Consider the following 25,117-nt stretch of genomic DNA (forward strand, 5'->3'; position numbering starts at 1 on the left):
GGAACTGTGGCTAGGGGATTGAAGAGAAACATCGCACCGCCTCGATATCGAGTGGAAACCATGTGGCGATCCTGCGAGAGCGCAGCCGAAGGTCATCGACCTCGACGAAGGGTCGCTTCGAAGTCCGAACCTCCCCGAAGGTCCGAACTCAGGATCAGAATTTGTCGTCGTCAGGCGTCAGGCGCACCGCAGTGCTGCGGTGCTCAACGCAAGGCTAGAAACCGGTTGCCCACACCTGCTTCACCGGAAACGTTCGGCTTCACGGGCAAGTTCGGTCAACCGTTCACACAACTGTGCGAGTTCCGAACTTTCGGCTCCCTCGGCAACAGCAGTCGCCACATCTTCGGCGGCGCAGCGAACCTCGAACATCCGATCCACCAGTTCGACGGCCTCGACGGCGGTCAAGATGACGGCGTCAGCCGGGATCGTCGTGCCCTTGACGGCATTGCGCTGCTCGTACGCGCGCTGGCGACAAGACTGGCTGCAGTACCGGCGACGACGACCCACTCCCGTCACCGCGACCTCGCGGCCGCACCACACACACGGGTTTCCGGAACGCGCAGTCTGCGGTGATCCGACGCGTGTGCTCTCAGCCATGAGTCGACACTGTACTCGAGATTCGGACGCCTTCGCTGAACGCGCGCGGTACCCGGTAAGATGGAGAGGTTGCGTCTTCTCGCCACACGGGAACCAATCGGGTGCTCGTGGCGTTGTAGATGAGTGTGAGCGTCTACTCCCCAAGTCAGGGCGCCCACCAGCGGTGACGAACGAAGAGAGGACACCACCATGGCAGATCGCGTACTTCGAGGTAGCCGTCTCGGAGCTGTGAGCTACGAGACCGACCGTGACCATGACCTCGCGCCCCGTCGTATGGCCAAGTACAAGTGCGAGAACGGCGAGATCTTCGACATCCCGTTCGCGGACGAAGCCGAGATCCCCGGCACCTGGTTGTGCCGCAACGGCCTCGAAGGCGCCCTCATGGAGGGAACTGCCCCCGAAGCCAAGAAGGTCAAGCCTCCCCGCACCCACTGGGACATGCTGCTCGAGCGTCGCTCGGTCGAGGAACTCGAAGAGCTCCTCAAAGAGCGTCTCGATTTGCTGAAGGCCAAGCGTCGCGGCGCATGAACTAGCACTTCGATCAAGACCGTCCGGTTCTACACCGGGCGGTCTTTCTCGTTCTACGGGGAGTGATCGTTCACAAGTCGACGTCATACTTCGGCCCTTCTTCGACGTGGCAACTTCAGGATGCTTCGCGGTCCTCAAAGGCACTTCAGGACAACGTCATTCAGCATCCAGGCGCACTCGCGAGCCGACAGTGCGCGGATTCGCGATTCGCGCTGGAGAACCATCGGCACTGCTTCGTGCACCAGTGTGAGCTGTATCCCCCACCCCGCGACACACCAAACTTCGGTACCCCGCTCACGCCGATCGTGAACTGGTAGCCCAGTCACTCGGCCGGGTTGCTTGCCAAGTGACGTTGGCAAACAACCCGGCCGACTGGGGTGTGGGTAAATGACTTACGGTGCTGAACGGTACTTCCGCTACTTCGCGGTCACCGAGCGATGCTCTGTGCCGCGGTTCCTTGGCGGAGGCGGGTGATTTCGTTGCGTGATTCGACGACCTGGGAGCTGTCGTCGCCCTTGCTGACAGCAAGGTCGCTGCACAGATCCAGCGCGGCACGAACGATATGTCGTCGTTGGCGACGTTCGGTGCGAGTGGGTGCGGCTTTCGCGTAAGTGCGTTGTTGTCGCCATCCGCCGGCGGCTGTCACCTCGGCGTCGGTCAGGACGCCGGACTCGATTTCCGGGGCGAGAATGTCACGGACGAAGTGGGACTCACGTGGGTGCGCCCAGACGAACGCGATCCACAAGGCAGTGAAAGCGAAGACGATGTCGCCGATCATGATGACGAACACGAGCGAACTGCTGCCGCCGGCGATCGCGAGCATCGAATCCCACACGCCGTGGATCAGGATGGGTGCCACGATCAACGCCAATCCGCGTCCGATCCGCCGGGGCTGGGCCGGGGTGCCGATCAGATAGATCACGCCGGCGCAGAAAAGGGCTGTAAAGAGGGGATGAGAGACGATGTCGGAGTAGGTGCGGGTGGCGATGGAACCGATCAGGCCGTCGGTTTGGTGGGCGCCGAAGCCCTGCGTCGCGCCGGCAATCGAGTACAGAAAGTCTTCGCTGGTCTGAAATCCCAAGCCGATGAAAGCGCCGAGGAGCAGGCCGTCGGTTGCGGTGCGCACCAGTCGCGGTGCAAGCGCGAGGAGGACGACGATGCCGATGCCTTTGGCGGTTTCCTCCACGAACGGTGCAGAGAGGCCCGCATGCCAGTCCTGAGCCCATACCTGCCCGAAAATCTTCGTGTAGAGCGAGCCGACTGCTCCGTTCGCGGGTACTGCGATAGTGAACGTTGCTGCGGTGGCGCCCCAGATGAAGCCGGTGACCACTAGTCCTACGGGTTGGCGTTCGTAGCGGTCGATGTGCCGGAACCACCATGTCCAGACCGCGGCACTGATGATGCCGACGATGCCGGCAACGAGGAGTGCGCGCCCGAAGTATCCGGCGAAGGGGGCGAACATCTGCCAGCCTTTGACGAGGCCGAATCCGCACATCCACAGGTATATCCAGAACACGACGTTGCGTGGTTGGAAGAAGCGAAATTTCTCGCCCCAGGCCGTCGTATCGAATGCGCGGGAGCGGGTTTCGAGGAGATCGCTGCTCACTTGGTGTCTCCCTCATGTGTGCCGATGGAGGCGATCATGTCGGTGATTTCTCGACCGCGGGCGGCGATCTGATCGGGTGGGCCGACTACCTGTACCCGAATTCCCTCGCCGTCGGTGACGAATGTGGTCACCGATCCGGCGGACCGCGGAGTGTCAAAGCTGACCTGGACGCCGCTCAGACCCCCGTCGGTGCTGATCGGCTGGCGTGTACCGGAGACCGCAAGCACGGAACTGCCGTTCGTCGCAAGACTCACGGCATCTGTTTGGGAGAGGAGCTCGTCGGCAGTTCCACTGAATGTGTCGGCGTCGACGCTCACGGTGACGGTGCCGCCGGTCAACGTCACACGTGGGAGCGAATCGGACGCGCCATGTTGGTCGGTTCGGAAACCACTCTCGACATTCCAGCCCGCAGGTGCGGCGAAGGAGACCGTTTCGGTCACGGCCATTCGGTCTCCGGCGCCGGTTGGATCTTCGGAGGAGACAGCGGAATCGATGGCGGGCACGATCACGGTCCAGAGCATCCACACCCCCAAGATCGCGAGGGCGTGTGGGAAGACGCGTGTGTCGAGTCCGAGGAAGCGGTGATCCGCTGGTGGACGTCGTCCGTGTATGGGCTCGTGCTTGTGTGCAGTACTCGAAATAACGCTCAATTTCCCTCGTTTCCATTGCACGGCAGGTGCACTGACTATCGCAGAAACGGACAAATTCCGTGCATCAGCCGGCACCTGCCGGTCATCGAGACGATCGTGCACCAAGTTCCCGTCGGCGCGAGATCACCGAGAGCTCCTAGTCGACGGTGAACCGTCGCATCGCCAGATGTCCGAACACGCCGACCAGAATCAACGTGACGCCTGCGGTCACGGAAACGGAGTCGGTCACCAACCCCGCGATGCCGGTCACGGCTACGAACACCGGCAAAAAGTCGAACAGCCTGAAAATCGACTGCGGTGGTTCGGTTTCGAGGCCCTGAGCCTGAGCGGCCTTGTTCGGCGCATACTCGGGGTACCACTCGGTGAAGGAGATCGCGAAGAAGGTTCCGAGCAACTGCAGAATCCATCCGGTCCAGAAGTTGTCTCCGTCGTGCAGCAGTGCGTCTCCGAACAGGCCCACTGCGGCCGACCATGTGAAGGCGAGCGCCCACACTGCGGTGATGACGTAGTTGATGCGCAGAAACAGTGGCGTCGTCCAATACTCTTCAGGCGTCGACTCTTTCGCGTACTGCAAAGTGAAAGGATTGCGGAGCAGGATCGATCCGAAGGCAAAGACCACCAGCGCGATGTTGGTCAGTTCGCCTCCCCAGAGTTCGAACCACCGAATCGTGTTCGCCGACGCGAGGAGGCCGATGGCCGCCAGAACGCCGAAGAACACGACGTCGAAGACCTCCAACAGCTTCACCGTGCCGCCGCGCCGGTGACTGGCCGCCAAGATCAGCAGTGACAACCCGAGCGCGGCGGCCGCGGATTCCTCGAACCTTCCCGGCCCGGAGAGCAAGGACAGCAGGATCCACGGTGACAGCCCCGCGAGCGGTGACTGCAGCACCGCGTCGACGACACTGGTCTTGCGAACTGCAGTCTGGGGCCCGGTCTTCTCAGGCTGGGTCTTGTCTGGCTCGGTCTTGTCTGGCTCGGTCACAGGAGGCCGCCTTTACGCAGGAACGGGTGGCACAGCGAGTACCCGCGTAGGCGCCCCTCGGAACATCGGCAGCCCGATATCCGTTGCTCGGGTCAGATTGCCGCAGTCTCCTCAGGTGATTGCTCGGCCCGATCTCGGCGCCGGGCTACCAGCGCCAGTGAAATCGCACCGACCGCGATGATGCTGAGCACGATCTCCGGCGCCGGACCTACTCGGGTAGCGAGGGTGGAGCTGGTCGAGAGCGGCACCTTGGCCACAAGTGCCGCCGGCACGAACAGGTCGGTCTGCGAAGTCACTGCCCCGTCGGGAGCGATGATGGCGCTGACACCACTGGTTGCGGCCACAACGACGGCACGGCCGTGCTCGACTGCCCGCACACGGGACATTGCCAGCTGCTGATACGTCATCTCGGTGTCCCCGAAGGTGGCGTTGTTGGTCGGTACTGCCAGCAGCTGCGCACCATTGCGCACCGATTCCTGGAACGCCCGGTCGAACGCAACCTCGTAACAAGTCGCGACGCCGATCGGTACACCCGCTGCGTGGACAACGCCGTTGCCATCGCCGGGCACGAAATTGCCCGCACGATCGGCGTACGAGGAGAAGTTCCGGAAGAAGCTTCGGTATGGCAGGTATTCACCGAACGGCTGGATGATCTTCTTGTCGTGCTGTTCCTGAGGACCATTGGCGCCGTCCCACACGATCACTGAATTGGTGGTCGTCCGATCGGCATTCACGAGTACGGTGCCGACAAGAATCGGGGCTCCGATCGCTTCGGAGGCTCGGGTGATGTCGGCCGCGGCATCGGCGTTTCGCAGCGGGTCGATGTCAGAGGCATTCTCCGGCCAGATCACGACGTCAGGCTGATCGACGCGGCCCGCGTCCACCTCGGCTGCCAGTTTCACAGTTTCGGTGACGTGGTTGTCGAGGACCTGCTTGCGTTGCGAGTTGAAGTCCAAGCCCAACCGCGGAACGCTGCCCTGGATCGCGGCGACGGTGATCGTTCGGTCGCCGGAATCCATGGTGGCAAGAAACGGCGACACCACGAGAGCAACGATCACGGGCACGATGGCGGCGGCAACGGCTCCGAAGAATCCTCGGTCCCATCGTTTTGCCGCGACAACGACGACGACTGCTGCCAAGCCGGTACCGGTCAGGGCCACCGCGAAGCTGAGCAGCGGCGCACCGCCGATACTCGCGAGTGGGAGGAGCCATCCTTCGGATTGACCGAATGCGAGCCTGCCCCAAGGAAATCCGCCGAAAGGGACGCTGGAACGAAGCCACTCGGTAAGCGTCCAGGTCGCGGCAATCCACAAAGGTGCCCAAGGCAACCTCGCCACCAGTACCGCCAGCAACCCGAACAGTCCGATGAACAACGACTCCACCGCGGCCAACGCGATCCACGGGACCGCGCCCACGAACACACCGATCCACGGAAGCAACGGCACCAGGAATCCGAGACCGGCCAGGTACCCGTAACCGAAGCCGGCACGAAGACGCAATCCGCCTCGACCGAAGTTCGTCAACACGCACGTCAGAAGAGCGATCCCGACTGGCGCCAGAAACCACAGCGGACGAGGTGGGAACCCGGCGAAGATCAAGAATCCGCCTGCGGCTGCGTACAGCGAACGTAGCCATGCCGAACCGGTGAGCACAGCGCTCACGCGGGAGCGATCACTGCTGGGCGCCTCTGCGCCGGCCTCACTCACTCGTCGAGCCGCGCTGGTAGACGACGCGTCCGCGATGCACCGACTTGATGCAGACCGGAATCGGCGCATCTTCCGCCAGCCTGGGCAGAGCGGGTACTCGCGAGCGCGGATCGGTAGACCATCGCTGGACCGAATCGGCCGGTGCACTGACTTCGAGTTCGCCTGCCTCCCACAACACGTAGGAGGCGGGTGCACCCGGATTGAGCGTTCCCGCGGCGCCGTCCCGCACTCCGCCCGCGCGCCAGGCGCCGCGCGTTGCGGCGGAGAAGGCCGCACGCGGTGAGATTCCACTTCCGTCGGTGCGGTGCTGGACAGCGGCGCGCAGCATCGCCCACGGCTCGATGGGGGTGACCGGGGCATCGGAGCTGAATGCGAGCGAGACACCCTTACCGGCAGCAGGTGCAAACGGATTCAACGCTGCTGCGCGGTCGACTCCCAGGCGCGTGGCGTACAGACCGTCGGTACCGCCCCACAGTGCGTCGAACACCGGTTGGACGCTCGCGATGACACCCAAGGCCGCGAAGGTTTCCGCGTCGGCCATCGACATCATTTCCGCGTGCTCGAGGCGGTGACCCAACGCGGCGACCTTCGGGCCACCCAGTTCGTCGGCGACCTTGCGGAACGCGGCCGCTGCCGACGAGACGGCACCGTCACCGATCGCATGGAAGCCGGCCTGGACACCCGCGAGGGTGCAGGCCCGGATGTGTGCGGCGATCGCGTCGACGTCGAGATAGGCGTTGCCCGTCGAATCAGGTTGGTCTGCATAGGGTTCGAGCAGCCACGCGGTATGCGAACCGAGCGAACCGTCGATGAATAGATCCCCGCCGAGTCCGTCTGCTCCGGTTTTGTCGAGGAGTGCACGAGCATCCTCTTCGGTGTCGACGCGCTCACCCCAGTAGCCCCGAACCTCCACTCCGTGGTCGTGGGCCAGCAGTTCCTGGAAATCGGTCAGTCCCGAGATGTCCGGTCCCCCGCACTCGTGCACTGCGACGATCCCGCGGGAGGCGCACAGATCGAGCGCCGCGGTACGAGCAGACGCGCGCTGAGATTCGGTCAGCAGGTTCCGAGCCGCATTGCGCGCCAGGTGGTGTGCGTCGAAGGTCAGCGGGCCGTCGGCCGAGTATCCGGCAGTGTCGGCGAGGCCGGAGATCCCGTCGCGCAATGCGCTCGAGCACGCGGCCGAGTGAACGTCGATCCGCGAGAGATACACCTTGCGGCCAGGGGCAGCCGCGTCGAGATCCGCGGTCGAGGGCGGCGTCTGATCTGCCCACTCGGTGTCGTCCCAACCGTGTCCCCAGATGACTGCGTCGGGATGGGCAGTTTCGGGGTTTGCCGCTGCGAATGTTCGTACTCGCGAGAGGCATTCGTCCAGTGAGTTCGCGCCCACGAGATCGAGACCGACGAGATTGAGTCCCAATGCAGTGATGTGGACGTGGGTGTCGACGAACCCGGGAGTGACAAACGCACCGCCCAGGTCTTCGATCTCCGCGGCGGGGTGCAACGCCCGTCCGGCGCGCTCGTCGCCGACCCACACGACGGTGCCGTCGGTGATGGCGATCGAGGTCGCGTCAGGTGCAAATGAACTGTAGATCCGGCCGTTGACCAGCAGACGAGTAGTCACGAGCACCCAGTCTGCCTGTTAGTACTGCGGCCCCCGCGAACGGGTGGGTGTATCCGTGTCCAGAATCTCACCCTCGAGGACGAGTTCCTTGCCGTTGCTTGCTACGTACTCGGTGGTTTCGGGTGTCTCGACGATGATCTCGCCGTCGATCACCTCGCCGTTTCCGCGCATGCGCGCCGCGTAGCCGCCGGTTCCGGCGAAGGCGTCACCACCGGCGGCAAATGCTGCTGCGCGCTTGCCTGCCAGGAGCACCGCAAGCGGGCGGAGCGCCCACCGGGTCGGCGGAATCAGAAGCAGAAGGCCCAGAACCGAAGTCACGAGTCCGGGTACGAACATCAACGCGGAGCCCGCCGCGACCAAGGCGCCGTCGGCGACCGCCAGTGACGGCGATCCCTCACCTCGCGTTGCCTTGCGGAATCCGTCCATGACTCGTCGCCACTGCGAACGCATGAGGATCAATCCGACAAGCGAACCGGCGAGAAACAGCAGCACTGTCCAGGCGACACCGATGGCGTTGCCCACGATGACCAATGCGGCGATCTCGACGATCACGTAGAGGAGGAATACGGCGGCGATCATGACGTCCCCTTTCAGACGGTCTATCCGTTCAACGCTCGAGGGGCCGGATTTTCTCCCGACAACGACGCAGAGGTGCAAAACAGGCGAGTGCCGTGAGTCACACGGGCCTTCTCTCGCGCACGTGCGACTTGCCTGGCGTTAACTAACGCTCCGCTAACGATTCTAAACCTCAAGTTGACGTTGAGACTATGCGCATGGTCAAGTCACTTCGGGCCGCATTTCCCGGCCTCATGAAATGAAGGAGCCCGACATGAGCCGACTCCCCGGCAAGACACTCGCCCGACGCATTCCCGCTGCCATCGCCGGCACTGCCGCCGTCGTGGCACTCACCGCCGGCAGCACGATGATCAGCGCGGGAACCGCGGCCGCAGAACCGGTAGTACCCGAAGGAATTGCCGCGCTGATCGCGCAGGCCGCAGCCATCTCCCCCGAAGCCTCTGCTGCTGTTCAGCAGTTGATCGGCACGGCAGGCGCTGATCAGATCACGACCGCCCTCGATCTCCCGGACATCGGCGTCACCAAGCCGCAGTCGTTCATGTACCCCGCACCGACGGTCGGGTGTGGCGTGGCCGGTGAACCTGTCACCGTCACCCTCAGCTCCGCACAGGCCGGTCCGAACTTCCCGTTGCCGCCGTGGGTCGAGGCCGACCATCTCCGGTTCCAGGCAATCCCGGGTTACGTCGGCATACCCAAGACCTCAGGGTTGAGTGTTGCCTGGATCAACGTCGGCACCTTCAAGGGTGGCATCGTCCCGTTGGACGAGAAGTTGCCCGTACTCGATACGCCGTTGCTCTCGAAGGTCGTCGACACCGGCGACGGCAAGGTGTTTGCCGCTCTGTTCGGCAATGTCGATTACGCAGACGGGAAGACCTGCATCGTGCTGCCAACAGTGGGCGCTTTTGATGCCTGAGCAGAGCGAAACGCTCGCTGCCTGACAGGCGGCTGGCCTACGCGCCCGGAGTTACCAGTCCGGTCTCGTAGGCCAGCACCACCGCCTGCACACGATCACGCAGATCGAGTTTGGTCAGAATGCGTCCGACGTGCGACTTGATCGTCGATTCGGACAGGTACAGCTGCTGTGCGATCTCGATGTTCGACAGTCCCGTGGCCACGTGCCCGAGGACTTCGCGTTCGCGTTCGGTCAGGACGTCGAGAACCACCGGATCGCGTCGCGGCGCCGGACCGTCCACGATGAACCTCGACAGCAGACGACGTGTCACCTTCGGGGAAACAACCGCATCACCGGCCGCCACGCTGCGGATAGCCGACACGAGGTCCTCGGGCGGGGTGTCTTTGAGAAGAAACCCACTCGCTCCGGCACGCAGGGCGCCGAGCGCGTGTTCGTCCAGGTCGAACGTCGTCATGACCAGGACCCTGGATTCGATCCCGGAGGCAAGAATCTGCTCCGTCGCTTTCACCCCGTCGACAATCGGCATCCGCACATCCATCAACACGACGTCAGGCTTCAGCGCCACCGCCGCTGCGACCGCCGCGGCTCCGTCACCGGCCTCACCGATGACCGAGATGTCCTCATGTGCTTCGAGCACCATGTTCAGGCCCATCCGCATGAGTTCCTGGTCGTCGACTAGCAGCACGGTGATGGGCACGGCGTAAACCTATCGGGCCTGAGACGTCGGTGCCAATGCGATTGCGGCGAGCCGGTATCAATCGTGGATCTCGAGCGGCAACTCTGCGTACACACGCCAACTGCCGTCGGGGCGTCGTCCCGTCTCGAGTGTCCCGTGCAGTACCGCCACCCGCTCACGCATGCCGACCAGTCCGTTGCCCGAACCGTGAGCGAAGGTCGAGCTCGACGTTCCGTTGTCGACGACCTCGAGCAGTACCGCGGTCTCGGTGCGGCGCACGGTGACTCGGGCCTTCGGGTTCGCGCCGGCGTGGCGGAGGACATTGGTCAGTGATTCCTGAACGAGGCGATGAATGCCCAGGCTGACCGATGGACTGACGTCGTCGAGCTCGCCGGTCAGCTCGAGGCGCACGCCGAGACCGGCAGCCCGCATCATCTCGACGACCTTGGCGATGCCGGCCGTTCCGTGTTGCGGCATCAAATCGCTACTGACCTCGGTGCGCAGAAGCGAGACGGTCCGGCGAAGCTCGGCAAGCGCGTCACGTCCGGTGCTGGAGATGTTGCCGAGCGCCTTCTTCGCCAACGCGGGATTGGAATCGACGGCGTACGAGGCGCCGTCCGCCTGAACGATCATCACGCTGACCGCGTGTGCGACGACGTCGTGGAGTTCGCGGGCGATCCGGGTTCTTTCCGTCGCCACCGCATCCTCGGCGCGGCGGTCTCGTTCGTATTCGGCCACTTCGAGTCTGGCGGCCACTTCCTCGTCGTAGGCACGTCGCGCGCTCAAGAACTCGGCGGTGATCCAGGCCAATGCATAGAGCAGCGTCGCGATGATGATCGTCAGGATCACGTCTTGGCGGATGACGAGCAACGAGAAAGTCATGTCCAGGGCAAGGAAGCACGCGAATATCGCCCCGGTACGCCGATCGACGTACGCAACGAGTGTGTAGAGCGAAACTCCGAGCGCCAGCAGGCCTGGATGTTCCGCAGCCGGATCCCCGGTCGCCCACATCATCAGGGTCGCGAAGTACGACATCGACAATATGGATGCAGCGGACACACGCGGATATTTGCGACGCCACACGACGGGAAGGCAGATCAGAAATCCGACGACGAGCTGAGGCCACCGCTCCTCACGCGGCGAACTGACGAACGTGACTACCTCGAGCGCGAAGAACACGAGCGCCAGCGCGCTGTCCGCGATCATCGGCTTTCCTCGCAGCCACAGGCTGAACCTCCGCATGTGCTCAAGAGTGTCACAGCTGTGAAAGAGTCACCGCCGTGGATATTGCTGATTGGGGACTGCTGATGACGGCAGCAACGGCGGCGGGTTGGGTGGACGCCGTCGTCGGCGGCGGCGGATTGATTCTGTTGCCCGCGCTCTTTCTGGTCGCCCCGCAATTGACCCCGCAGGCCGCACTGGCCACCAACAAACTGACGGCATTCACCGGGACGAGTGCTGCGGTGTACACGTTCTCGCGTCGAATCCCGATGCAATGGCGGCAGATGGCGCCGGCAGCCGCCTTGGCTGCGGTGACGTCCGCGTGCGGGGCGGCGGCCGTTTCACTGATCGACAAGAAGTACTTCATTCCGATCGTGATGGTCGTACTCGTCGCTGTCGCCGTCTTCGTGACAATGCGGCCGACGCTGGGCACCACGATCGCCACTCATCGTCCGACGCAGCGCAAGACCGTCCTCGTCCTGCTGCTCTCCGCCGGACTCATCGGGCTTTACGACGGTCTGCTCGGACCCGGTACCGGCACTTTCCTCATCATCAGCTTCGCCACCTTCCTCGGAACCGAATTCGTTCGGAGCGCAGCCATGGCGAAGGTGATCAATCTCGGTTCCAATTTCGGCGCGCTCGCCTACTTCGCCGTCACCGGGCATGTCTGGTGGAGTTTGGGTTTGGCGATGGCGGTGTGCAACGTTCTCGGCGCGGTCATCGGTTCGCGGATGGCGCTGAGCAAGGGATCCGGATTCGTCCGGATCACGCTGTTGGTGGTCGTGATCGCCATGGTGATTCGCCTCGGATGGCAGCAGTTCGGTTGAGATCGGCGGTCGTCGGCTAGCGTCGTGTGCGTGACCGTCACCCGAGATGTCGATGCAGATTTCCTCGCCCTCCCGCTGCGAGCTGTCGCTGATGCGGCGCTGTCGGCAGCGAGAACAGCCGGCGCTCAGCACGCCGATGTTCGTGTCCACCGCGTGCTCACACAGTCGATCCGCTTGCGCGACGGCGTAGTTCAGGCGGTGTCCGACGGAGACGAGATCGGGGTCGCCGTCCGTGTGATCGTCGACGGCACGTGGGGATTCGCTTCGCACGCCGAGGTATCCCCTGACGTCGCGGCTGCGCTGGCACGCCAAGCGGTCGAGGTTGCGAAGGCATTACGCTCGCTCAATCGGGATCCGGTCACCCTCGCCGACGAGCCCGTCTACGCCGACGCGACGTGGGTGTCCCCGTACCTCGAAGATCCCTTCGCGACACCGACGGCCGACAAGGTAGCGCTGCTGGTCGACTACTCCGGACGGCTTCAAGCCGCTGACGGCGTGGATCACGTCACGGCGAGTGTCCTCCAGGTCAAGGAGCAAACTTTCTACGCGGATCTGGCCGGTTCGTCGATCACCCAGCAACGGGTGCGTCTGCACCCCGAGTTCGAGGCGACCGCCGTCGACAAGTCGGCCGGCAGCTTCGAATCGATGCGCACCTTGGCGCCGCCGGTAGGTCGCGGATGGGAGTACCTCGGGGCGCAGAGCACGTGGAACTGGGGCGATGAGCTCGCGCAGATCCCGGAGTGGCTGGCCGAGAAGACCAAGGCACCGACCGTCGAAGCGGGTCCGACCGACCTCGTGATCGATCCGACCAATCTGTGGCTCACGATCCACGAATCCATCGGACACGCCACCGAATACGACCGGGCGATCGGCTACGAAGCGGCCTACGCCGGTACGTCGTTCGCGACGCCGGACAAGCTGGGAACGCTGAAATACGGAACGCCACTCATGCACGTGACCGCCGATCGCAACGAAGAGCACGGCCTGGCCAGCGTCGGATTCGACGACGACGGCGTCGCCTCTCAACGGTGGGATCTGGTGGCAGAGGGAACACTGGTCGGGTATCAACTAGACCGCGTGTTCGCGCCGAGGCTGGGGCTGACGCGTTCCAACGGCTGCTCGTACGCCGACTCCGCACATCACGTTCCCATCCAGCGAATGGCCAACGTCTCGCTCTCCCCTGACCCTTCTACGGACACCTCGACCGCAGACCTGATCTCGCGAGTCGAGAACGGCATCTACGTCGTCGGTGACAAGTCCTGGTCGATCGACATGCAGCGCTACAACTTCCAGTTCACCGGTCAGCGGTTCTTCAAGATCCGTGACGGAAAACTCGACGGTCAGGTACGTGACGTGGCGTATCAGGCGACGACGACGGATTTCTGGGGCTCGATGGAGGCCGTTGGCGGTGAGTCGACCTGGCGCCTGCAGGGCGCGTTCAACTGCGGCAAGGCGCAACCCGGTCAGGTTGCGGCGGTCAGCCACGGCTGCCCGTCCGCTCTGTTCCGCGGAGTCAACATCCTCAATACTCGTTCGGAGGCTCAGCAGTGATCGATCCGCAGCAGGTCGTCGAGCGTGCATTGGCCGCGAGGACGGTAGACGAATCGTTGGTGATCGTGACCGATGCGAGTGAGGCGTCGCTGCGGTGGGCCAACAATTCGATGACCACCAACGGAGTTTCGCTGTCCCGGACGTGGACGGTGATCTCGATCGTGCGCGAGGGTGACATCGCGAAGGTGGGCACTGTCAGTTCCAGCAGTGTCGATCCGGAGCAGATTTCCGCACTCGTACAGGCAAGCGAACAGGCTGCGCGCACAGCCACTCCGGCTGACGACGCGTCCGACCTGATCACGCAGTCGGCGGCAGAGACCGACTGGGACCTGCCGGCCGCCCTGACCGACATCGGTGTCTTTGCGCAGTTGGCTGCCGACCTGTCCACGGCCTTCGACAGTGACGACCAGTTGTTCGGCTTCGCTCACCACCAGTTGCACACCACCTGGCTCGGAACTTCGACGGGCGTGCGACGTAGAACGGCTCAGGCCACCGGCTCCGTGGAGATCAACGGCAAGCGCGGCGACGCCAGCGCCTGGGTCGGATCCGGAACTGTCGATTTCACTGACATTTCAGTGCCGAATCCTTTGTCGCAGTTGACCACTCGACTCGACTGGGCGGAAAATTCGGTCAGTCTGCCCGCCGGCCGCTACGAGACGATTCTTCCGCCTTCGGCTGTCGCGGACCTGATGATCTATCTGATGTGGACCATGGAGGGGCGCGGCGCCGAAGAGGGCCACACCGCACTTTCCACCACCGGTGGTACCCGGATCGGCGAAAAGCTCGGATTGCCACTGACACTCACCTCCGACCCCGGCGCCGAGGGCTTGCAGTCCGCGCCGTTCGTGATCACGACGTCGTCGAGTGAATCCGTCTCACTGTTCGACAACGGTATGGAGATCGAACCCGTCGACTGGGTCCGAGACGGCGTCGTCAATGCACTGGCGTACCCGCGCCACGCTGCACGAGAATTCGGTCGACCTGTCGCAGTTCCCGGCGACAATCTCATCCTGACCGGTGGTGACGACACCTCGATCGAGGACATGATCGCAGGTACCGAGAAGGGGCTACTGCTCACAACCCTCTGGTACATCCGTGAGGTGGATCCGACGACGCTGCTGTTGACCGGACTCACCCGTGACGGGGTGTATTTGATCGAGGACGGCAAGATCGTCGGCGCCGTCAACAACTTCCGTTTCAACGAGAGCCCGCTCGATCTCCTGCGGCGGGTCACCGAGGCTGGACGCACCGAGATCACGCTTCCCCGCGAGTGGAAAGACTGGTTTACCCGCACGGCCATGCCGCCGATGCGGATTCCCGACTTCCACATGTCCTCGGTCAGCCAGGCGCAGTGATGACGAAGGTCGTGATCGCCGGCGGTACCGGCGCTCTCGGCCGCCGAATCAGCGACGATCTCGCCGACCGCGGGTATGACGTCGTGGTCCTGACTCGGTCACCGAAACCCGGCAGGCACAGGCAGGTTCAGTGGGACGGTGTCACGGTCGGCGACTGGGCAGGAGAACTCGACGGCGCCGCGGTGATCAACCTCGCCGGCGAGTTGGTCGATCGCCGACCCACCCCGGCAAACATCGCACTGCTCACCAGTTCCCGAGTCGATCCGACCCGCGCACTGGTCGAAGCGTCGAAACTACTGGCGCACCCTGTTCCGGTGTGGATCCAGGCGAGCACGCTCGCAATCTACGGCGACGCCGGAGAGACCCGACTCGACGAGGCTTCCCCACTCGCTGACGGACCACCTCAGATGACCGACGTCGCAAAGGACTGGGAGGCAGCGGTCGAGGGAGCAAACACGTCACGAGTAGTGATCCTGCGAACCAGCGTCGTGTTGGAGAAGGGCACACCGGCGCTCGAGCGACTCCTGTTGCTCGTACGTCTCGGTCTGGGCGGACGCGTTGCGTCAGGTCGACAATGGACAAGTTGGATTCACATCGACGACTGGCTGTCGATCGTTCGTTGGGCCCTCGAACCCGATTCGGCTGCCTCGGGGGTGGTCATCGCGACTGCCCCGGATCCCGTCCGCAATTCAGAACTGATGGCCGGGCTGCGCAAGCACCTTCACCGGCCACCTGCGCCGCCGACGCCCGCTGTCATGGTCAGATTCGGCGCGTTCCTGCTGCGCAGCGACGCTGCCTTGGGCCTGACGGGTCGTCACGCCGTGTCGAAAGTGCTGACGGACAACGGCTTCCCCTTCACCTATCCGCGGTTCGATTCAGCGTTGGACGATCTGCTCGGCAACTGACGCGGTCAAGCTGCAGTGATGGCAAGTCCGATCGTTCCGGTCTTGCCGCGGCGCAGGAGACTGCCTTTCATGGTGATCCAGCCAAGGATTCCGTAGCGACGCGCGATCGCGTCGCGAGCATGATCGGTGCCCGGCGCGTCGAGGATCTCGGCGACGGCGGCAATCGGTTCACCCTTCGGATTTCCCCTCGCGTCACACGCGGCGACTGTGACCGAGGGGTTTCGCTTGATGCGCTTGACCTTGTAGGAATCGGTGACGGTCCACATCAGGAGCTTGTCGCCGTCCGGCGCGGCCCAGAGCGGCGTCGCCACCGGCGTTCCGTCCTTGCGGAAGGTAGTGAGTAGGACGTACTTGGCCTCGGAGACGCGCTTGAAGTCGGAGTTCACTCCTCGAGGATAGGGGCGGGAACCTCTCACTGGACACCGATGAGCCTCGGCGACTACCCGGCGACCTTCCGCAATCGGCTGAAACATGCCACTTATGCACGTTTTATTCGGTTTCTGTGCGCATTCAACATGCCGTTTCGTCCCCAAACTGCATCTCGAGTTATTCTGAGGCAAATCGTCGAACTGGGGAGTCGAACAAACACATGCAGCGTCGTGACATGCAGCGTCGTGACTTTTTCAAAGCGGCCGGAGTGGGGGCAGCAGTTGCAGCCGCGACACCGCTCATGTCGACCTCGATCAGCCACGCCGCCCCCGCGCCTCTGCGTGCGCTACCGATGGGTGCCGATCACTACCGCGCACTCGTCCCCGAGTTGTTCGTACTCTCGCCCACTCCCCCGGAACATTCCGAAGCCATCGTCATCGGGTCAGGTTTCGGCGCCAGCGCGACCGCTCTCCGGTTGGCGCAGAGCGGCACCCAGGTCACCATCCTCGAACGCGGACTCCGATGGCCGCATGATCCGCAGCGGGAGATTCACACCTCCGACATGCTGGCCGACGGCCGCGGAGTTTTCCGGCGCACATCGTTCACCAACCTCACCGGACTCCCGGTGGTGTGCGACTACTTCAGCGGCGTCCTCGATGCCACCGACTACGAACACATCTCGGTCTGGCGCGGCGCTGCAGTCGGCGGTGGTTCCATCATCTTCACCGGCGTGATGATCGCGCCCGAGCGCCGATTCTTCGACGCAGTCTTCGGCAACTCCCTCGACTACGACGAGATGGCGTCCACCTGGTACCCCAAGGTGCGCCAGATGCTGCGTCTGAGCCCGTTGCCCGAAGATATTTACCAAACCCCGAATTTCGGCCACTCGCGTCGTTGGGATCAGGACGCTCGTCGTGCCGGATTCGATCCGCAGCGGATCGACGGGATCTGGAACTGGGACGTGGTGCGCTCAGAACTCGACGGCCGAACCCGAGCCTCGGCCACTGTCGGTGACAGCAACATGGGTAACTCCAACGGCGCGAAGTTCGACCTCACACAGAACTACATTCCTGCCGCCGAAGCCACCGGACGAGCCACCGTCTGTTACGGACATCAGGTGCTCGCGATCAGTCGCGAACGTGATGGACGCTACGTCGTCGACGTCGAATCGACGGATCCGACGGGTGGCGTTCTGGCCCGGAAGACTCTTACCTGTGACCGTCTGTTCCTCGGCGCCGGTTCGATCGGCACCTCCGAACTGCTGGTACGCGCCCAGGCGACGGGCGCGCTGCCGAACCTCAACGAACACGTCGGTAAGGGCTGGGGAACGAACGGCGACGCCGGGATGGTGCGCTCGTTCGGCTTCAGTGACGGCACTGCGCAAGCCGCACCGTCGGCATCACGGATCGTCGACGAGTCGGGAATGCCCCTCTCCCTGGAAAACTGGTACGTCCCCGGGCTACCCGTCAACATGGGCATGCTCGGAACCTTGGGTATGACCCTCGATTCGCAGCGTGCCGACTTCGCCTACGACGGGGGCAACGATCGGGTGGTGCTGAACTGGCCGAAGAACGGCAACGACGCCACCGTCGAGGCCCTGCGCGCCGTCCAGAACAAGATGGCCTTCGCCGGCACCACGCTGCCGTCCGCCTTGCCGTTCGCGAAGGACGTCAATTCCTCGTTCACCGCGCATCCCCTCGGCGGTGCGGTTCTGGGCAAGGCCACTGACGGCTACGGGCGAGTCAAGGGCTACGACGGCCTGTACGTGATGGACGGCGCTGCCATTCCGGGCAGCACCGGCACCGTCAATCCGTCACTGACCATCACTGCTCTGGCGGAGCGGAACATCGCTCAGATCATCAAGTCCGGACGCTGAAACACTTCAGCGCCCGGACCTGCCGGTGATTCTCGAGGTTTACTCCCCCTCGAGTTCGCCTTCGGTTTCGAGGTACACCTGACGCAAGCCGTCGAGTGTCTTCTGCTCGGGGTGCTCCCACATGTTGCGCTCGGCGGCTTCGAGGAGCCGCTCGGCGATTCCGTGCAGGGCCCACGGGTTGGATTGCGTCATGAACTTCTGGTTCTGCTCGTCCAGAACGTAGGTCTCGGCGAGCTTTTCGTACATCCAGTCCGCGACCACGTTGGTGGTGGCGTCGTATCCGAAGAGGTAGTCGACCGTGGCTGCCATCTCGAAGGCACCCTTGTACCCGTGACGGCGCATCGCGTCGAGCCAGCGGGGATTGACCACGCGCGCCCGGAAGACACGTGCGGTCTCTTCCGAAAGTGTGCGTGTGCGAACCGATTCCGGCCTAGTGCTGTCGCCGATATATGCCTCGGGCGACTTTCCGGTCAGCGCGCGCACGGTGGCAACCATGCCGCCGTGGTACTGGAAGTAGTCGTCCGAATCGGCGATGTCGTGCTCACGTGTGTCGGTGTTCTTGGCCGCCACGTTGATTCGACGGTAAGCACTGCGCATGTCGTCGGCTGCCGGGATTCCGTCGAGCCCACGGCCGTACGCGAAGCCGCCCCAGTTGGTGTACACCTCGGCGAGGTCGTCGTCACCGCGCCAGGTCTTGGAGTCGATGAGTTGCAGCAGTCCGGCGCCGTAGGTTCCGGGCTTCGAACCGAAGATACGGGTGGTCGCACGCCTGGCGTCGCCGTGCTCGGCAAGGTCGGCCTGTGCGTGGGCGCGCACGTAGTTCTGCTCGTCCGTCTCGTCCAGTGCCGCGACCAGCTGAACGGCGTCGTCGAGCAGTGCGAGCACGTGCGGGAACGCATCACGGAAGAATCCGGAGATGCGGACGGTGACGTCGATGCGCGGGCGGCCGAGTTCTTCGAGATCGATGACTTCGAGGTTGACGACGCGTCGGCTTGCTTCGTCCCAGACGGGGCGAACACCGAGGAGCGCGAACACTTCGGCGATGTCGTCGCCGGAGGTACGCATTGCGGCGGTTCCCCACACCGACAGACCCACCGAGCGCGGGTATTCGCCGTGATCGGCGAGATAGCGAGCGGCGAGCGACTCGGCCATCGCCTGACCGGTCTCCCACGCCAGGCGTGAAGGAACTGCTTTGGGGTCGACGGAGTAAAAGTTACGACCAGTGGGAAGAACGTTGATCAGGCCGCGCAGCGGCGAACCGCTCGGACCCGCGGCGATGAATCCGCCGTCGAGCGCGTGCAGGACCTGCTTGATCTCGTTGTCGGTCTGCCGCAGACGCGGAACCACTTCGGTGGCCGCGAACTGCAGGATCTTCACGACGGTCTCGTCGTCGCTGAGTTGTTCTGCCGCAGCGGGGTTCCAATCGGCGTCGTACATGCCGCGAACCAGTGCGTGCGCCTTTTCCTCGACGTCGTCGACACGGCTGCGCGACTCGTCGCCGTCTTCGCTGAGCCCGAGTGCTTCACGCAAACCGGGGACGCTCTGTTCGCCGCCCCACATCTGACGGGCACGCAGCATGGCGAGGACCAGTTCGATTTCGGCGTCGCCCTGGGGTGCACGGCCGAGAATGTGCAGACCGTCGCGGATCTGGACGTCCTTGATCTCGCACAGCCAACCGTCGACGTGCAGGAGCATGTCGTCGAACACGTCTTCTTCAGGCCGCTCGGCGAGGCCGAGGTCGTGGTCCATCTTGGCGGCACGCATCAGTGTCCAGATCTGCTGGCGAATAGCCGGGAGCTTGGACGGATCGAGTGCGGAAATGTTGGAGTGCTCGTCGAGCAGTTGCTCGAGGCGGGAGATGTCGCCGTAGCTTTCGGCACGGGCCATCGGCGGGATCAGGTGATCGACGAGCGTCGCGTGAGCACGACGCTTGGCCTGTGTTCCCTCGCCCGGGTCGTTGACCAGGAACGGGTAGATCAGCGGCAGGTCGCCGAGCGCTGCGTCGGTGCCGCAGTTGCTGGACATGCCTAGCGTCTTGCCCGGCAACCATTCGAGGTTGCCGTGCTTGCCGAGGTGCACAACGGCGTCGGCGCCGAATCCGCCGTTGTCCGGGGTGGCAGCGATCCAGCGGTAGGCCGCGAGGTAGTGGTGGCTCGGCGGCAGATCCGGGTCGTGGTAGATCGCGACAGGCTTTTCACCGAATCCCCGTGGCGGCTGGACCATGAGGACGATGTTGTTGAATCGCAGTGCCGCGATGACGATTTCGCCGTCCGGATCCTGCGAGCGATCGACGTACAGCTCGCCGGGCGCTGTGCCCCAGTGTTCCTCGACTCCGCTGCGCAACTCTTCGGGCAGGGTGGCGAACCAGTCGCGGTACTTCGCTGCCGAGATGCGGATCGGATTGCCCTCGAGCTGCTCGGCAGTGAGCCAGTCGGGATCCTGTCCGCCGGCCGCGATCAGGGCGTGGATCAGCGCATCGCCGTCCTTGGCTGCCAGGCCGGGAACTGCGTCAGGGCCGTCGACCGGACCGAGATCGTAACCGGCAGAACGCATTTCGGTGAGCAGATCGATTGCGCTCGCCGGAGTGTCGAGGCCGACGGCGTTGCCGATGCGGGCGTGCTTGGTCGGGTACGCCGAGAGCATCAGAGCAACGCGACGCTGGGTGGTCGGAATGTGACGAAGCTTGCCGTGACGGACGGCGATACCGGCGACACGGGCAGCGCGCTCGACATCGGGGACGTACGTGGACAGCCCGTCGGAGTCGATTTCCTTGAAGGAGAACGGGACGGTGATGATGCGACCGTCGAACTCCGGCACCGCCACCTGCGTCGCGACGTCGAGAGGCGACAGTCCGTCGTCGTTCTCGTCCCAGGTGGCGCGGCTACTGGTCAGGCACAGCCCCTGCAGGATCGGGACGTCGAGTGCAGCGAGTGCGGCGACATCCCAGGCTTCGTCGTCCCCACCAGCGGACGCGGTGGCGGGCTTGGTGCCGCCGGCAGCAAGAACTGTCACGACCATGGCGTCGGCGCGGCGGAGCGTGCTCAAAAGTTCGGCTTCTGCGGTTCGCAGAGATGCGCAGTAGATCGGCAGCGCGGTTCCACCGGCCTCGGCGACCGCGTCGCACAACGCCTGGATGTACCGGGTGTTTCCGGCCAAATGCTGGGCGCGGTAGTACAGAACTGCGATGACCGGACCGCTCGCCGAGTCGAGATCGGGCGCGAAATCAGCGATTCCCCAGGAAGGCAGGTGGGCCGGCGGCTCGAAACCGTGGCCGGTGAGCAGGACGGTGTCGGAGAGGAAGTGGTGCAGCTGTGCCAGATTCTGTGCGCCACCCTCGGCCAGGTAGTTGTGCGCCTCGGCAGCAACACCGGCGGAGACCGTCGAGCACTCCATGAGGTCGGCATCCGGCGCGTGCTCGCCGCCGAGAACGACTACGGGGAGTCCGGAGGCGAGGACCATCTCCAAGCCGTCTTCCCAGCTGCGACGGCTGCCAAGGATACGAACGATCACGAGGTCGACGCCGTCGAGCAAGGGCGGCAAGTCCTCCGAGACCAGCAAGCGTGAGGGGTTGGCCCAGCGATAGGAGACGCCGTCGCCGGCTTCCTGGCTGGCGCGGGCGCTCAGCAGATCGGTGTCGGACGTGGAGAGCAGAAGAATCACGGGTGAAGCCTTCCTGGGGTTTCGCGCCCCGTGGCACAGATCTGTCATCGACGGCGGTTGAGGGTCTGACTCGTGTTTCCGAGCGGAAACACGTCCCGCTCAAGCAACACTCACAGTGGCGCGACCGCACCGGACTTTCACCGGTTTCCTCAACTGCCGTCACTGGTGGTGGTGATGCTACCGGTCCGCAGAAGGCACTCATGACAGGTCGTACCCTGGAGCCATGCCCACGGACCGTTCACAGCCAGACGCGTGCCCGGGTGCACTGCAAGTTCACCACGCCGCCGACGGCGCACTGGCACGCGTGCGCCTACCCGGCGGACTCCTCACCCCGGTCCAATTGCAGACGCTCGCCGACGCAGCGCGCGATCTCGGCAACGGGCAGATGGAACTCACCTCGAGGGGCAACGTCCAACTGCGCTCGGTCTCGGATCCCGAAGCCTTCGCAGCGCGAATCGCGTCGGCCGGCCTGCTGCCGTCCGCGACGCACGAGCGAGTGCGCAACATCCTCGCGTCCCCACTGTCCGGCCGTATCGGGGGCGTAGCCGACATTCGTGAACTGGTCCACCGTCTCGATTCGGCGATCCAAGCGGATCAAGCATTGGCGGATCTGCCAGGGCGAACCCTGTTCACCCTCGACGACGGGCGCGGAGACATCACCGGGCTACGGGGCGATTTCGGACTCCATGCGCGCAGCGCCACCGAGCATTCACTGGTGCTCGCCGGTCACCACACCACTCATCTCGTCCAGGCGGACGACGCCGTCGAATTGCTCCTCGAGGCGGCTCGATCATTCCTCGACGTCCGCGACAAGCACTGGCGCCTGGCCGAGGTTCCGGACGGAATCGAACGCACCCTCGAGCAGCTGGGTCTGAGCGCCGAGTCCACCGGTGCTGCGGACCTCACGCCGGATGCACGGCCCACCATCGGCTGGCTCGAGCAGCGCGACGGGACCGTAGCCCTGGGCGGAGGCTTGCGATTCGGGCTGCTCGACGCTCGGCTGGCCGAGTTCCTGGCCGCCGTCGACAAGCCCGTTGTCGTGACGCCGTGGCGATCGGTGCATATCTTCGACCTCGACGAATGGGCTGCCGAGCAGGTAGTCCGGGTGTTGGCGCCGATGGGGTTGATCTTCGACGAGAACTCACCGTGGCTCGACGTCACCGCCTGCACCGGAAGCCCGGGATGCGAGAAGTCGCTCGCCGATGTGCGCACCGACGCAATCACCGCCGTCGAGCAGGCAGAACTGCCCGTCGTCGGGCGCCAGCACTGGGCCGGGTGCGACCGCAGCTGCGGACGTCCCCGCGGGGACGTAGCGGATGTGATTGCGACGGGTGACGGTTACCGGGTGAATCCGGCCGATCGGTGATGCCTCTATCGTGTGGCACATGATCGAGTACATCCGTGACGGCGCGGAAATCTATCGCCAGTCCTTTGCCACCATTCGGGCCGAAGCCGACCTGAGCCGTTTCCCGGCGGATGTCTCGCAAGCCGTAGTGCGCATGATTCATGCAAGTGGCCAGGTCGATCTCGTCGACGACGTCGCCTTCACACCCGGTGTCGTCTCGGCTGCGCGCGCAGCTCTGCGCGACGGCGCGCCGATTTTCTGCGACGCCCAGATGGTGGCTGCCGGCATCACGCGCAAGCGTCTGCCCGCCGGTAACGACGTCATCTGCACCCTCGGCGATCCGCGGGTTCCCGTGCTGGCGTCGACCATCGACAACACTCGCTCGGCGGCTGCTCTCGAACTGTGGGGAGCCAAGCTCGAGGGCGCTGTTGTCGCGATCGGAAACGCACCCACCGCACTGTTCCATCTCCTGAACCTCATCGAAGCCGGCGCACCCCGTCCGGCCGCCATCGTCGGAGGTCCGGTCGGCTTCATCGGCGCTGCCGAGTCGAAGGAAGCCCTCATCGAACACGCCAGCGGGATCGATCATCTCGTTCTCCGCGGCCGACGCGGCGGCAGCGCGATCACCGCGGCCGTCGTCAACGCGATTGCGAGCGAAGTCGAATGAGTGCAGGCAAGCTCTGGGGTGTCGGTATCGGCCCCGGCGATCCCGAATTGGTGACCGTCAAGGCCGCCCGCGTCATCGGCGAGGCCGATGTGGTTGCGTTCCACTCCGCGAGGCACGGCAAGAGCATCTCCCGCGGAGTTGCAGCGCCGTACATGCGCGAAGGACAGATCGAAGAACACCTCGTCTACCCCGTGACCACCGAGACCGTTGATCATCCCGGCGGATACCAGGGCGCGATGGACGAATTCTACGAAGCGGCTGCCGAACGGCTGGCAGTTCACCTCGCGGCCGGTCGAACCGTCGCGTTGCTCGCCGCCGGCGATCCGCTCTTCTACAGCTCCTACATGCACATGCACAAGAGGCTGGCCGATCGCTTCGACGCCGAGGTGATTCCCGGCGTCACCTCCGTCAGCGCGGCATCTGCGGCACTCGGAAAGCCGCTGGTCGAGGGTGAAGAGATCCTGACGATCCTGCCCGGAACGTTGCCGCAGGCCGAGCTGACCAGGCGACTCAAGGAAACCGACGCCGCAGCCATCCTCAAGCTCGGACGTACGTTCCCCCCGGTCCTGCAATCGCTCGAGGATTCCGGCCGCTTGGATGAAGCGCACTACGTCGAGCGCGCGAGCACCACACGTCAACGCGTCGAATCCGCTGCCGAGGTCGACCCGGACGGAGTTCCGTACTTCTCGATCGCCATCGTTCCGAGCCCGTCGAACAACCCTCGACCTGCAACCGAATCCCGCGGCGAGGTGGTCGTGGTCGGACTCGGGCCGGGCGACACCGCCTGGACCACACCTGAAGTGGCGCATGAGCTTTCGTTGGCCACCGACCTCGTCGGCTACGGCCCGTACGTCGATCGCGTGCCGACGCGTCCGGGCCAGCGGCGCCATTCCAGCGACAACCGCGTCGAAGCGGAACGCGCCGCGATGGCGTTGGACCTGGCGAAGAACGGCGCCCGTGTAGCTGTCGTCTCGTCGGGAGATCCCGGCGTATTCGCCATGGCTGCAGCAGTTCTCGAAGTTGCCGCCGAAGACCAGTGGCGCGACGTCCCGGTACGCATCCTTCCCGGTATGACGGCGGCAAATGCTGTCGCCAGTCGCGTCGGCGCTCCCCTCGGGCACGACTATGCGGTGCTCTCGTTGTCCGATCGCCTCAAGCCGTGGGATATCGTCGCTCGCCGTATCTCGGCAGTTGCAGCCGCAGACATGGCATTTGCGGTCTACAACCCGGCGTCGAAGTCCCGGACGTGGCAGGTCCAAGCCATGAAAGACCTCGTGCTCGAGCACCGCTCCCCCGAGACTCCTGTTGTCATCGGGCGCGACGTTGCCGGCGCCGAGGAATCAGTTCGCGTCGTGACCCTCGGCGAGCTCGAGCCTTCCGAAATCGACATGCGGACTCTGCTGATCGTTGGATCGTCGATGACCACGGTCGTCGAAACCGGTTCGGGCCGTCAGGTGTTCACCCCGCGGCGCTACCCGGAGTAACC

At 64.2% G+C, this 25,117-nt stretch carries 21 protein-coding genes and 1 riboswitch; of the genes, 10 read left to right on the forward strand and 11 right to left on the reverse strand.

Features of this window, described 5'->3' with window-relative positions; all coding sequences use genetic code 11:
- Positions 1 to 240 precede the first annotated feature (240 nt).
- Complete coding sequence (locus GJB56_RS07890) at positions 241 to 597, reverse strand: hypothetical protein (RefSeq protein ID WP_020907776.1); 357 nt, start codon at positions 595 to 597, stop codon at positions 241 to 243.
- Between the two features lie 189 nt (positions 598 to 786).
- Here GJB56_RS07890 and GJB56_RS07895 point away from each other — a divergent pair, with 189 nt between their 5' ends.
- A complete protein-coding gene (locus GJB56_RS07895) occupies positions 787 to 1,125 on the forward strand; it encodes an RNA polymerase-binding protein RbpA (protein WP_019748472.1) in 339 nt (112 codons plus the stop codon).
- Positions 1,126 to 1,552: 427 nt separating this feature from the next.
- On the opposite strand, the gene GJB56_RS07900 is transcribed toward GJB56_RS07895, so the two are convergent.
- The 6 genes from GJB56_RS07900 to GJB56_RS07925 all read right to left on the reverse strand — a co-directional run bounded on the left by GJB56_RS07900 (position 1,553) and on the right by GJB56_RS07925 (position 8,269).
- Positions 1,553 to 2,731 (reverse strand): PrsW family intramembrane metalloprotease, encoded by a 1,179-nt coding sequence (locus GJB56_RS07900; protein WP_113683639.1) that lies wholly within the window; start codon positions 2,729 to 2,731, stop codon positions 1,553 to 1,555.
- The gene (locus GJB56_RS07905) at positions 2,728 to 3,381 is read right to left on the reverse strand and encodes a hypothetical protein (RefSeq protein ID WP_230091154.1); all 654 of its coding nucleotides are present in this window, start codon (positions 3,379 to 3,381) and stop codon (positions 2,728 to 2,730) included. Before GJB56_RS07905 ends, GJB56_RS07900 begins: the two co-directional genes overlap by 4 nt.
- Positions 3,382 to 3,517: 136 nt before the next feature.
- A complete protein-coding gene (locus GJB56_RS07910) occupies positions 3,518 to 4,363 on the reverse strand; it encodes a hypothetical protein (protein WP_113683640.1) in 846 nt (281 codons plus the stop codon).
- A 92-nt stretch (positions 4,364 to 4,455) separates the two neighbouring features.
- Positions 4,456 to 6,024, reverse strand: a complete 1,569-nt coding sequence (lnt, locus tag GJB56_RS07915; RefSeq protein ID WP_113683660.1) for an apolipoprotein N-acyltransferase — start codon at positions 6,022 to 6,024, stop codon at positions 4,456 to 4,458.
- Between the two features lie 37 nt (positions 6,025 to 6,061).
- On the reverse strand, positions 6,062 to 7,696 hold the full coding sequence (locus GJB56_RS07920) for an amidohydrolase (protein WP_020969641.1): 1,635 nt from the start codon (positions 7,694 to 7,696) through the stop codon (positions 6,062 to 6,064).
- 12 nt (positions 7,697 to 7,708) lie between these two features.
- Positions 7,709 to 8,269: an FxsA family protein gene (locus tag GJB56_RS07925; RefSeq protein WP_113683641.1), complete on the reverse strand. Its 561-nt coding sequence runs from the start codon at positions 8,267 to 8,269 to the stop codon at positions 7,709 to 7,711.
- A gap of 250 nt (positions 8,270 to 8,519) precedes the next feature.
- Between GJB56_RS07925 and GJB56_RS07930 the strand changes: the two genes are divergently transcribed.
- Entirely contained in the window at positions 8,520 to 9,179 is a 660-nt protein-coding gene (locus GJB56_RS07930; RefSeq protein WP_020969642.1) for a hypothetical protein, read from the forward strand.
- 37 nt (positions 9,180 to 9,216) lie between these two features.
- On the opposite strand, the gene GJB56_RS07935 is transcribed toward GJB56_RS07930, so the two are convergent.
- Both GJB56_RS07935 and GJB56_RS07940 read right to left on the reverse strand, forming a co-directional pair.
- Positions 9,217 to 9,876 carry a response regulator gene (locus GJB56_RS07935; RefSeq protein ID WP_003945024.1) on the reverse strand — a complete coding sequence of 220 codons (660 nt, stop codon included), beginning with the start codon at positions 9,874 to 9,876 and terminating at the stop codon, positions 9,217 to 9,219.
- A 57-nt stretch (positions 9,877 to 9,933) separates the two neighbouring features.
- Positions 9,934 to 11,097, reverse strand: a complete 1,164-nt coding sequence (locus GJB56_RS07940; RefSeq protein WP_019748480.1) for a sensor histidine kinase — start codon at positions 11,095 to 11,097, stop codon at positions 9,934 to 9,936.
- 38 nt (positions 11,098 to 11,135) lie between these two features.
- On the opposite strand from GJB56_RS07940, the gene GJB56_RS07945 reads away from it, so the two are divergent.
- From GJB56_RS07945 to GJB56_RS07960, 4 genes are read left to right on the forward strand one after another with little or no spacing between them, the layout of a single operon-like run.
- On the forward strand, positions 11,136 to 11,903 hold the full coding sequence (locus GJB56_RS07945; protein ID WP_080910376.1) for a TSUP family transporter: 768 nt from the start codon (positions 11,136 to 11,138) through the stop codon (positions 11,901 to 11,903).
- Between the two features lie 30 nt (positions 11,904 to 11,933).
- Positions 11,934 to 13,454 (forward strand): TldD/PmbA family protein, encoded by a 1,521-nt coding sequence (locus tag GJB56_RS07950; RefSeq protein WP_021344293.1) that lies wholly within the window; start codon positions 11,934 to 11,936, stop codon positions 13,452 to 13,454.
- Positions 13,451 to 14,809, forward strand: coding sequence for a metallopeptidase TldD-related protein (locus GJB56_RS07955; RefSeq protein ID WP_113683642.1), 1,359 nt, complete (start codon positions 13,451 to 13,453; stop codon positions 14,807 to 14,809). Before GJB56_RS07950 ends, GJB56_RS07955 begins: the two co-directional genes overlap by 4 nt.
- Positions 14,809 to 15,714, forward strand: coding sequence for a TIGR01777 family oxidoreductase (locus GJB56_RS07960; protein ID WP_020969646.1), 906 nt, complete (start codon positions 14,809 to 14,811; stop codon positions 15,712 to 15,714). The genes GJB56_RS07955 and GJB56_RS07960 overlap by 1 nt, the downstream gene beginning before the upstream one ends.
- Positions 15,715 to 15,719: 5 nt before the next feature.
- On the opposite strand, the gene GJB56_RS07965 is transcribed toward GJB56_RS07960, so the two are convergent.
- Entirely contained in the window at positions 15,720 to 16,100 is a 381-nt protein-coding gene (locus tag GJB56_RS07965) for a PPOX class F420-dependent oxidoreductase (protein WP_113683643.1), read from the reverse strand.
- A gap of 203 nt (positions 16,101 to 16,303) precedes the next feature.
- Here GJB56_RS07965 and GJB56_RS07970 point away from each other — a divergent pair, with 203 nt between their 5' ends.
- A complete protein-coding gene (locus GJB56_RS07970) occupies positions 16,304 to 17,959 on the forward strand; it encodes a GMC oxidoreductase (RefSeq protein WP_113683644.1) in 1,656 nt (551 codons plus the stop codon).
- Between the two features lie 39 nt (positions 17,960 to 17,998).
- Here the strand turns inward: GJB56_RS07970 and cobN are convergent, their stop codons facing one another.
- Positions 17,999 to 21,619, reverse strand: a complete 3,621-nt coding sequence (gene cobN / locus GJB56_RS07975) for a cobaltochelatase subunit CobN (protein ID WP_092763989.1) — start codon at positions 21,617 to 21,619, stop codon at positions 17,999 to 18,001.
- 39 nt (positions 21,620 to 21,658) lie between these two features.
- Positions 21,659 to 21,791: riboswitch (cobalamin riboswitch) on the reverse strand.
- 51 nt (positions 21,792 to 21,842) lie between these two features.
- Here cobN and cobG point away from each other — a divergent pair.
- The 3 genes from cobG to cobJ are packed head-to-tail and all read left to right on the forward strand — an operon-like array spanning position 21,843 to position 25,115.
- Positions 21,843 to 22,985 carry a precorrin-3B synthase gene (cobG, locus tag GJB56_RS07980; RefSeq protein ID WP_021344300.1) on the forward strand — a complete coding sequence of 381 codons (1,143 nt, stop codon included), beginning with the start codon at positions 21,843 to 21,845 and terminating at the stop codon, positions 22,983 to 22,985.
- A gap of 19 nt (positions 22,986 to 23,004) precedes the next feature.
- Positions 23,005 to 23,631 carry a precorrin-8X methylmutase gene (locus GJB56_RS07985; RefSeq protein ID WP_007729839.1) on the forward strand — a complete coding sequence of 209 codons (627 nt, stop codon included), beginning with the start codon at positions 23,005 to 23,007 and terminating at the stop codon, positions 23,629 to 23,631.
- Positions 23,628 to 25,115 carry a precorrin-3B C(17)-methyltransferase gene (gene cobJ, locus GJB56_RS07990; protein ID WP_113683645.1) on the forward strand — a complete coding sequence of 496 codons (1,488 nt, stop codon included), beginning with the start codon at positions 23,628 to 23,630 and terminating at the stop codon, positions 25,113 to 25,115. The genes GJB56_RS07985 and cobJ overlap by 4 nt, the downstream gene beginning before the upstream one ends.
- Positions 25,116 to 25,117 lie beyond the last annotated feature (2 nt).

It is taken from the genome of Rhodococcus sp. AQ5-07 (genome assembly GCF_009707305.1).
Classification (GTDB): domain Bacteria; phylum Actinomycetota; class Actinomycetes; order Mycobacteriales; family Mycobacteriaceae; genus Rhodococcus_F; species Rhodococcus_F erythropolis.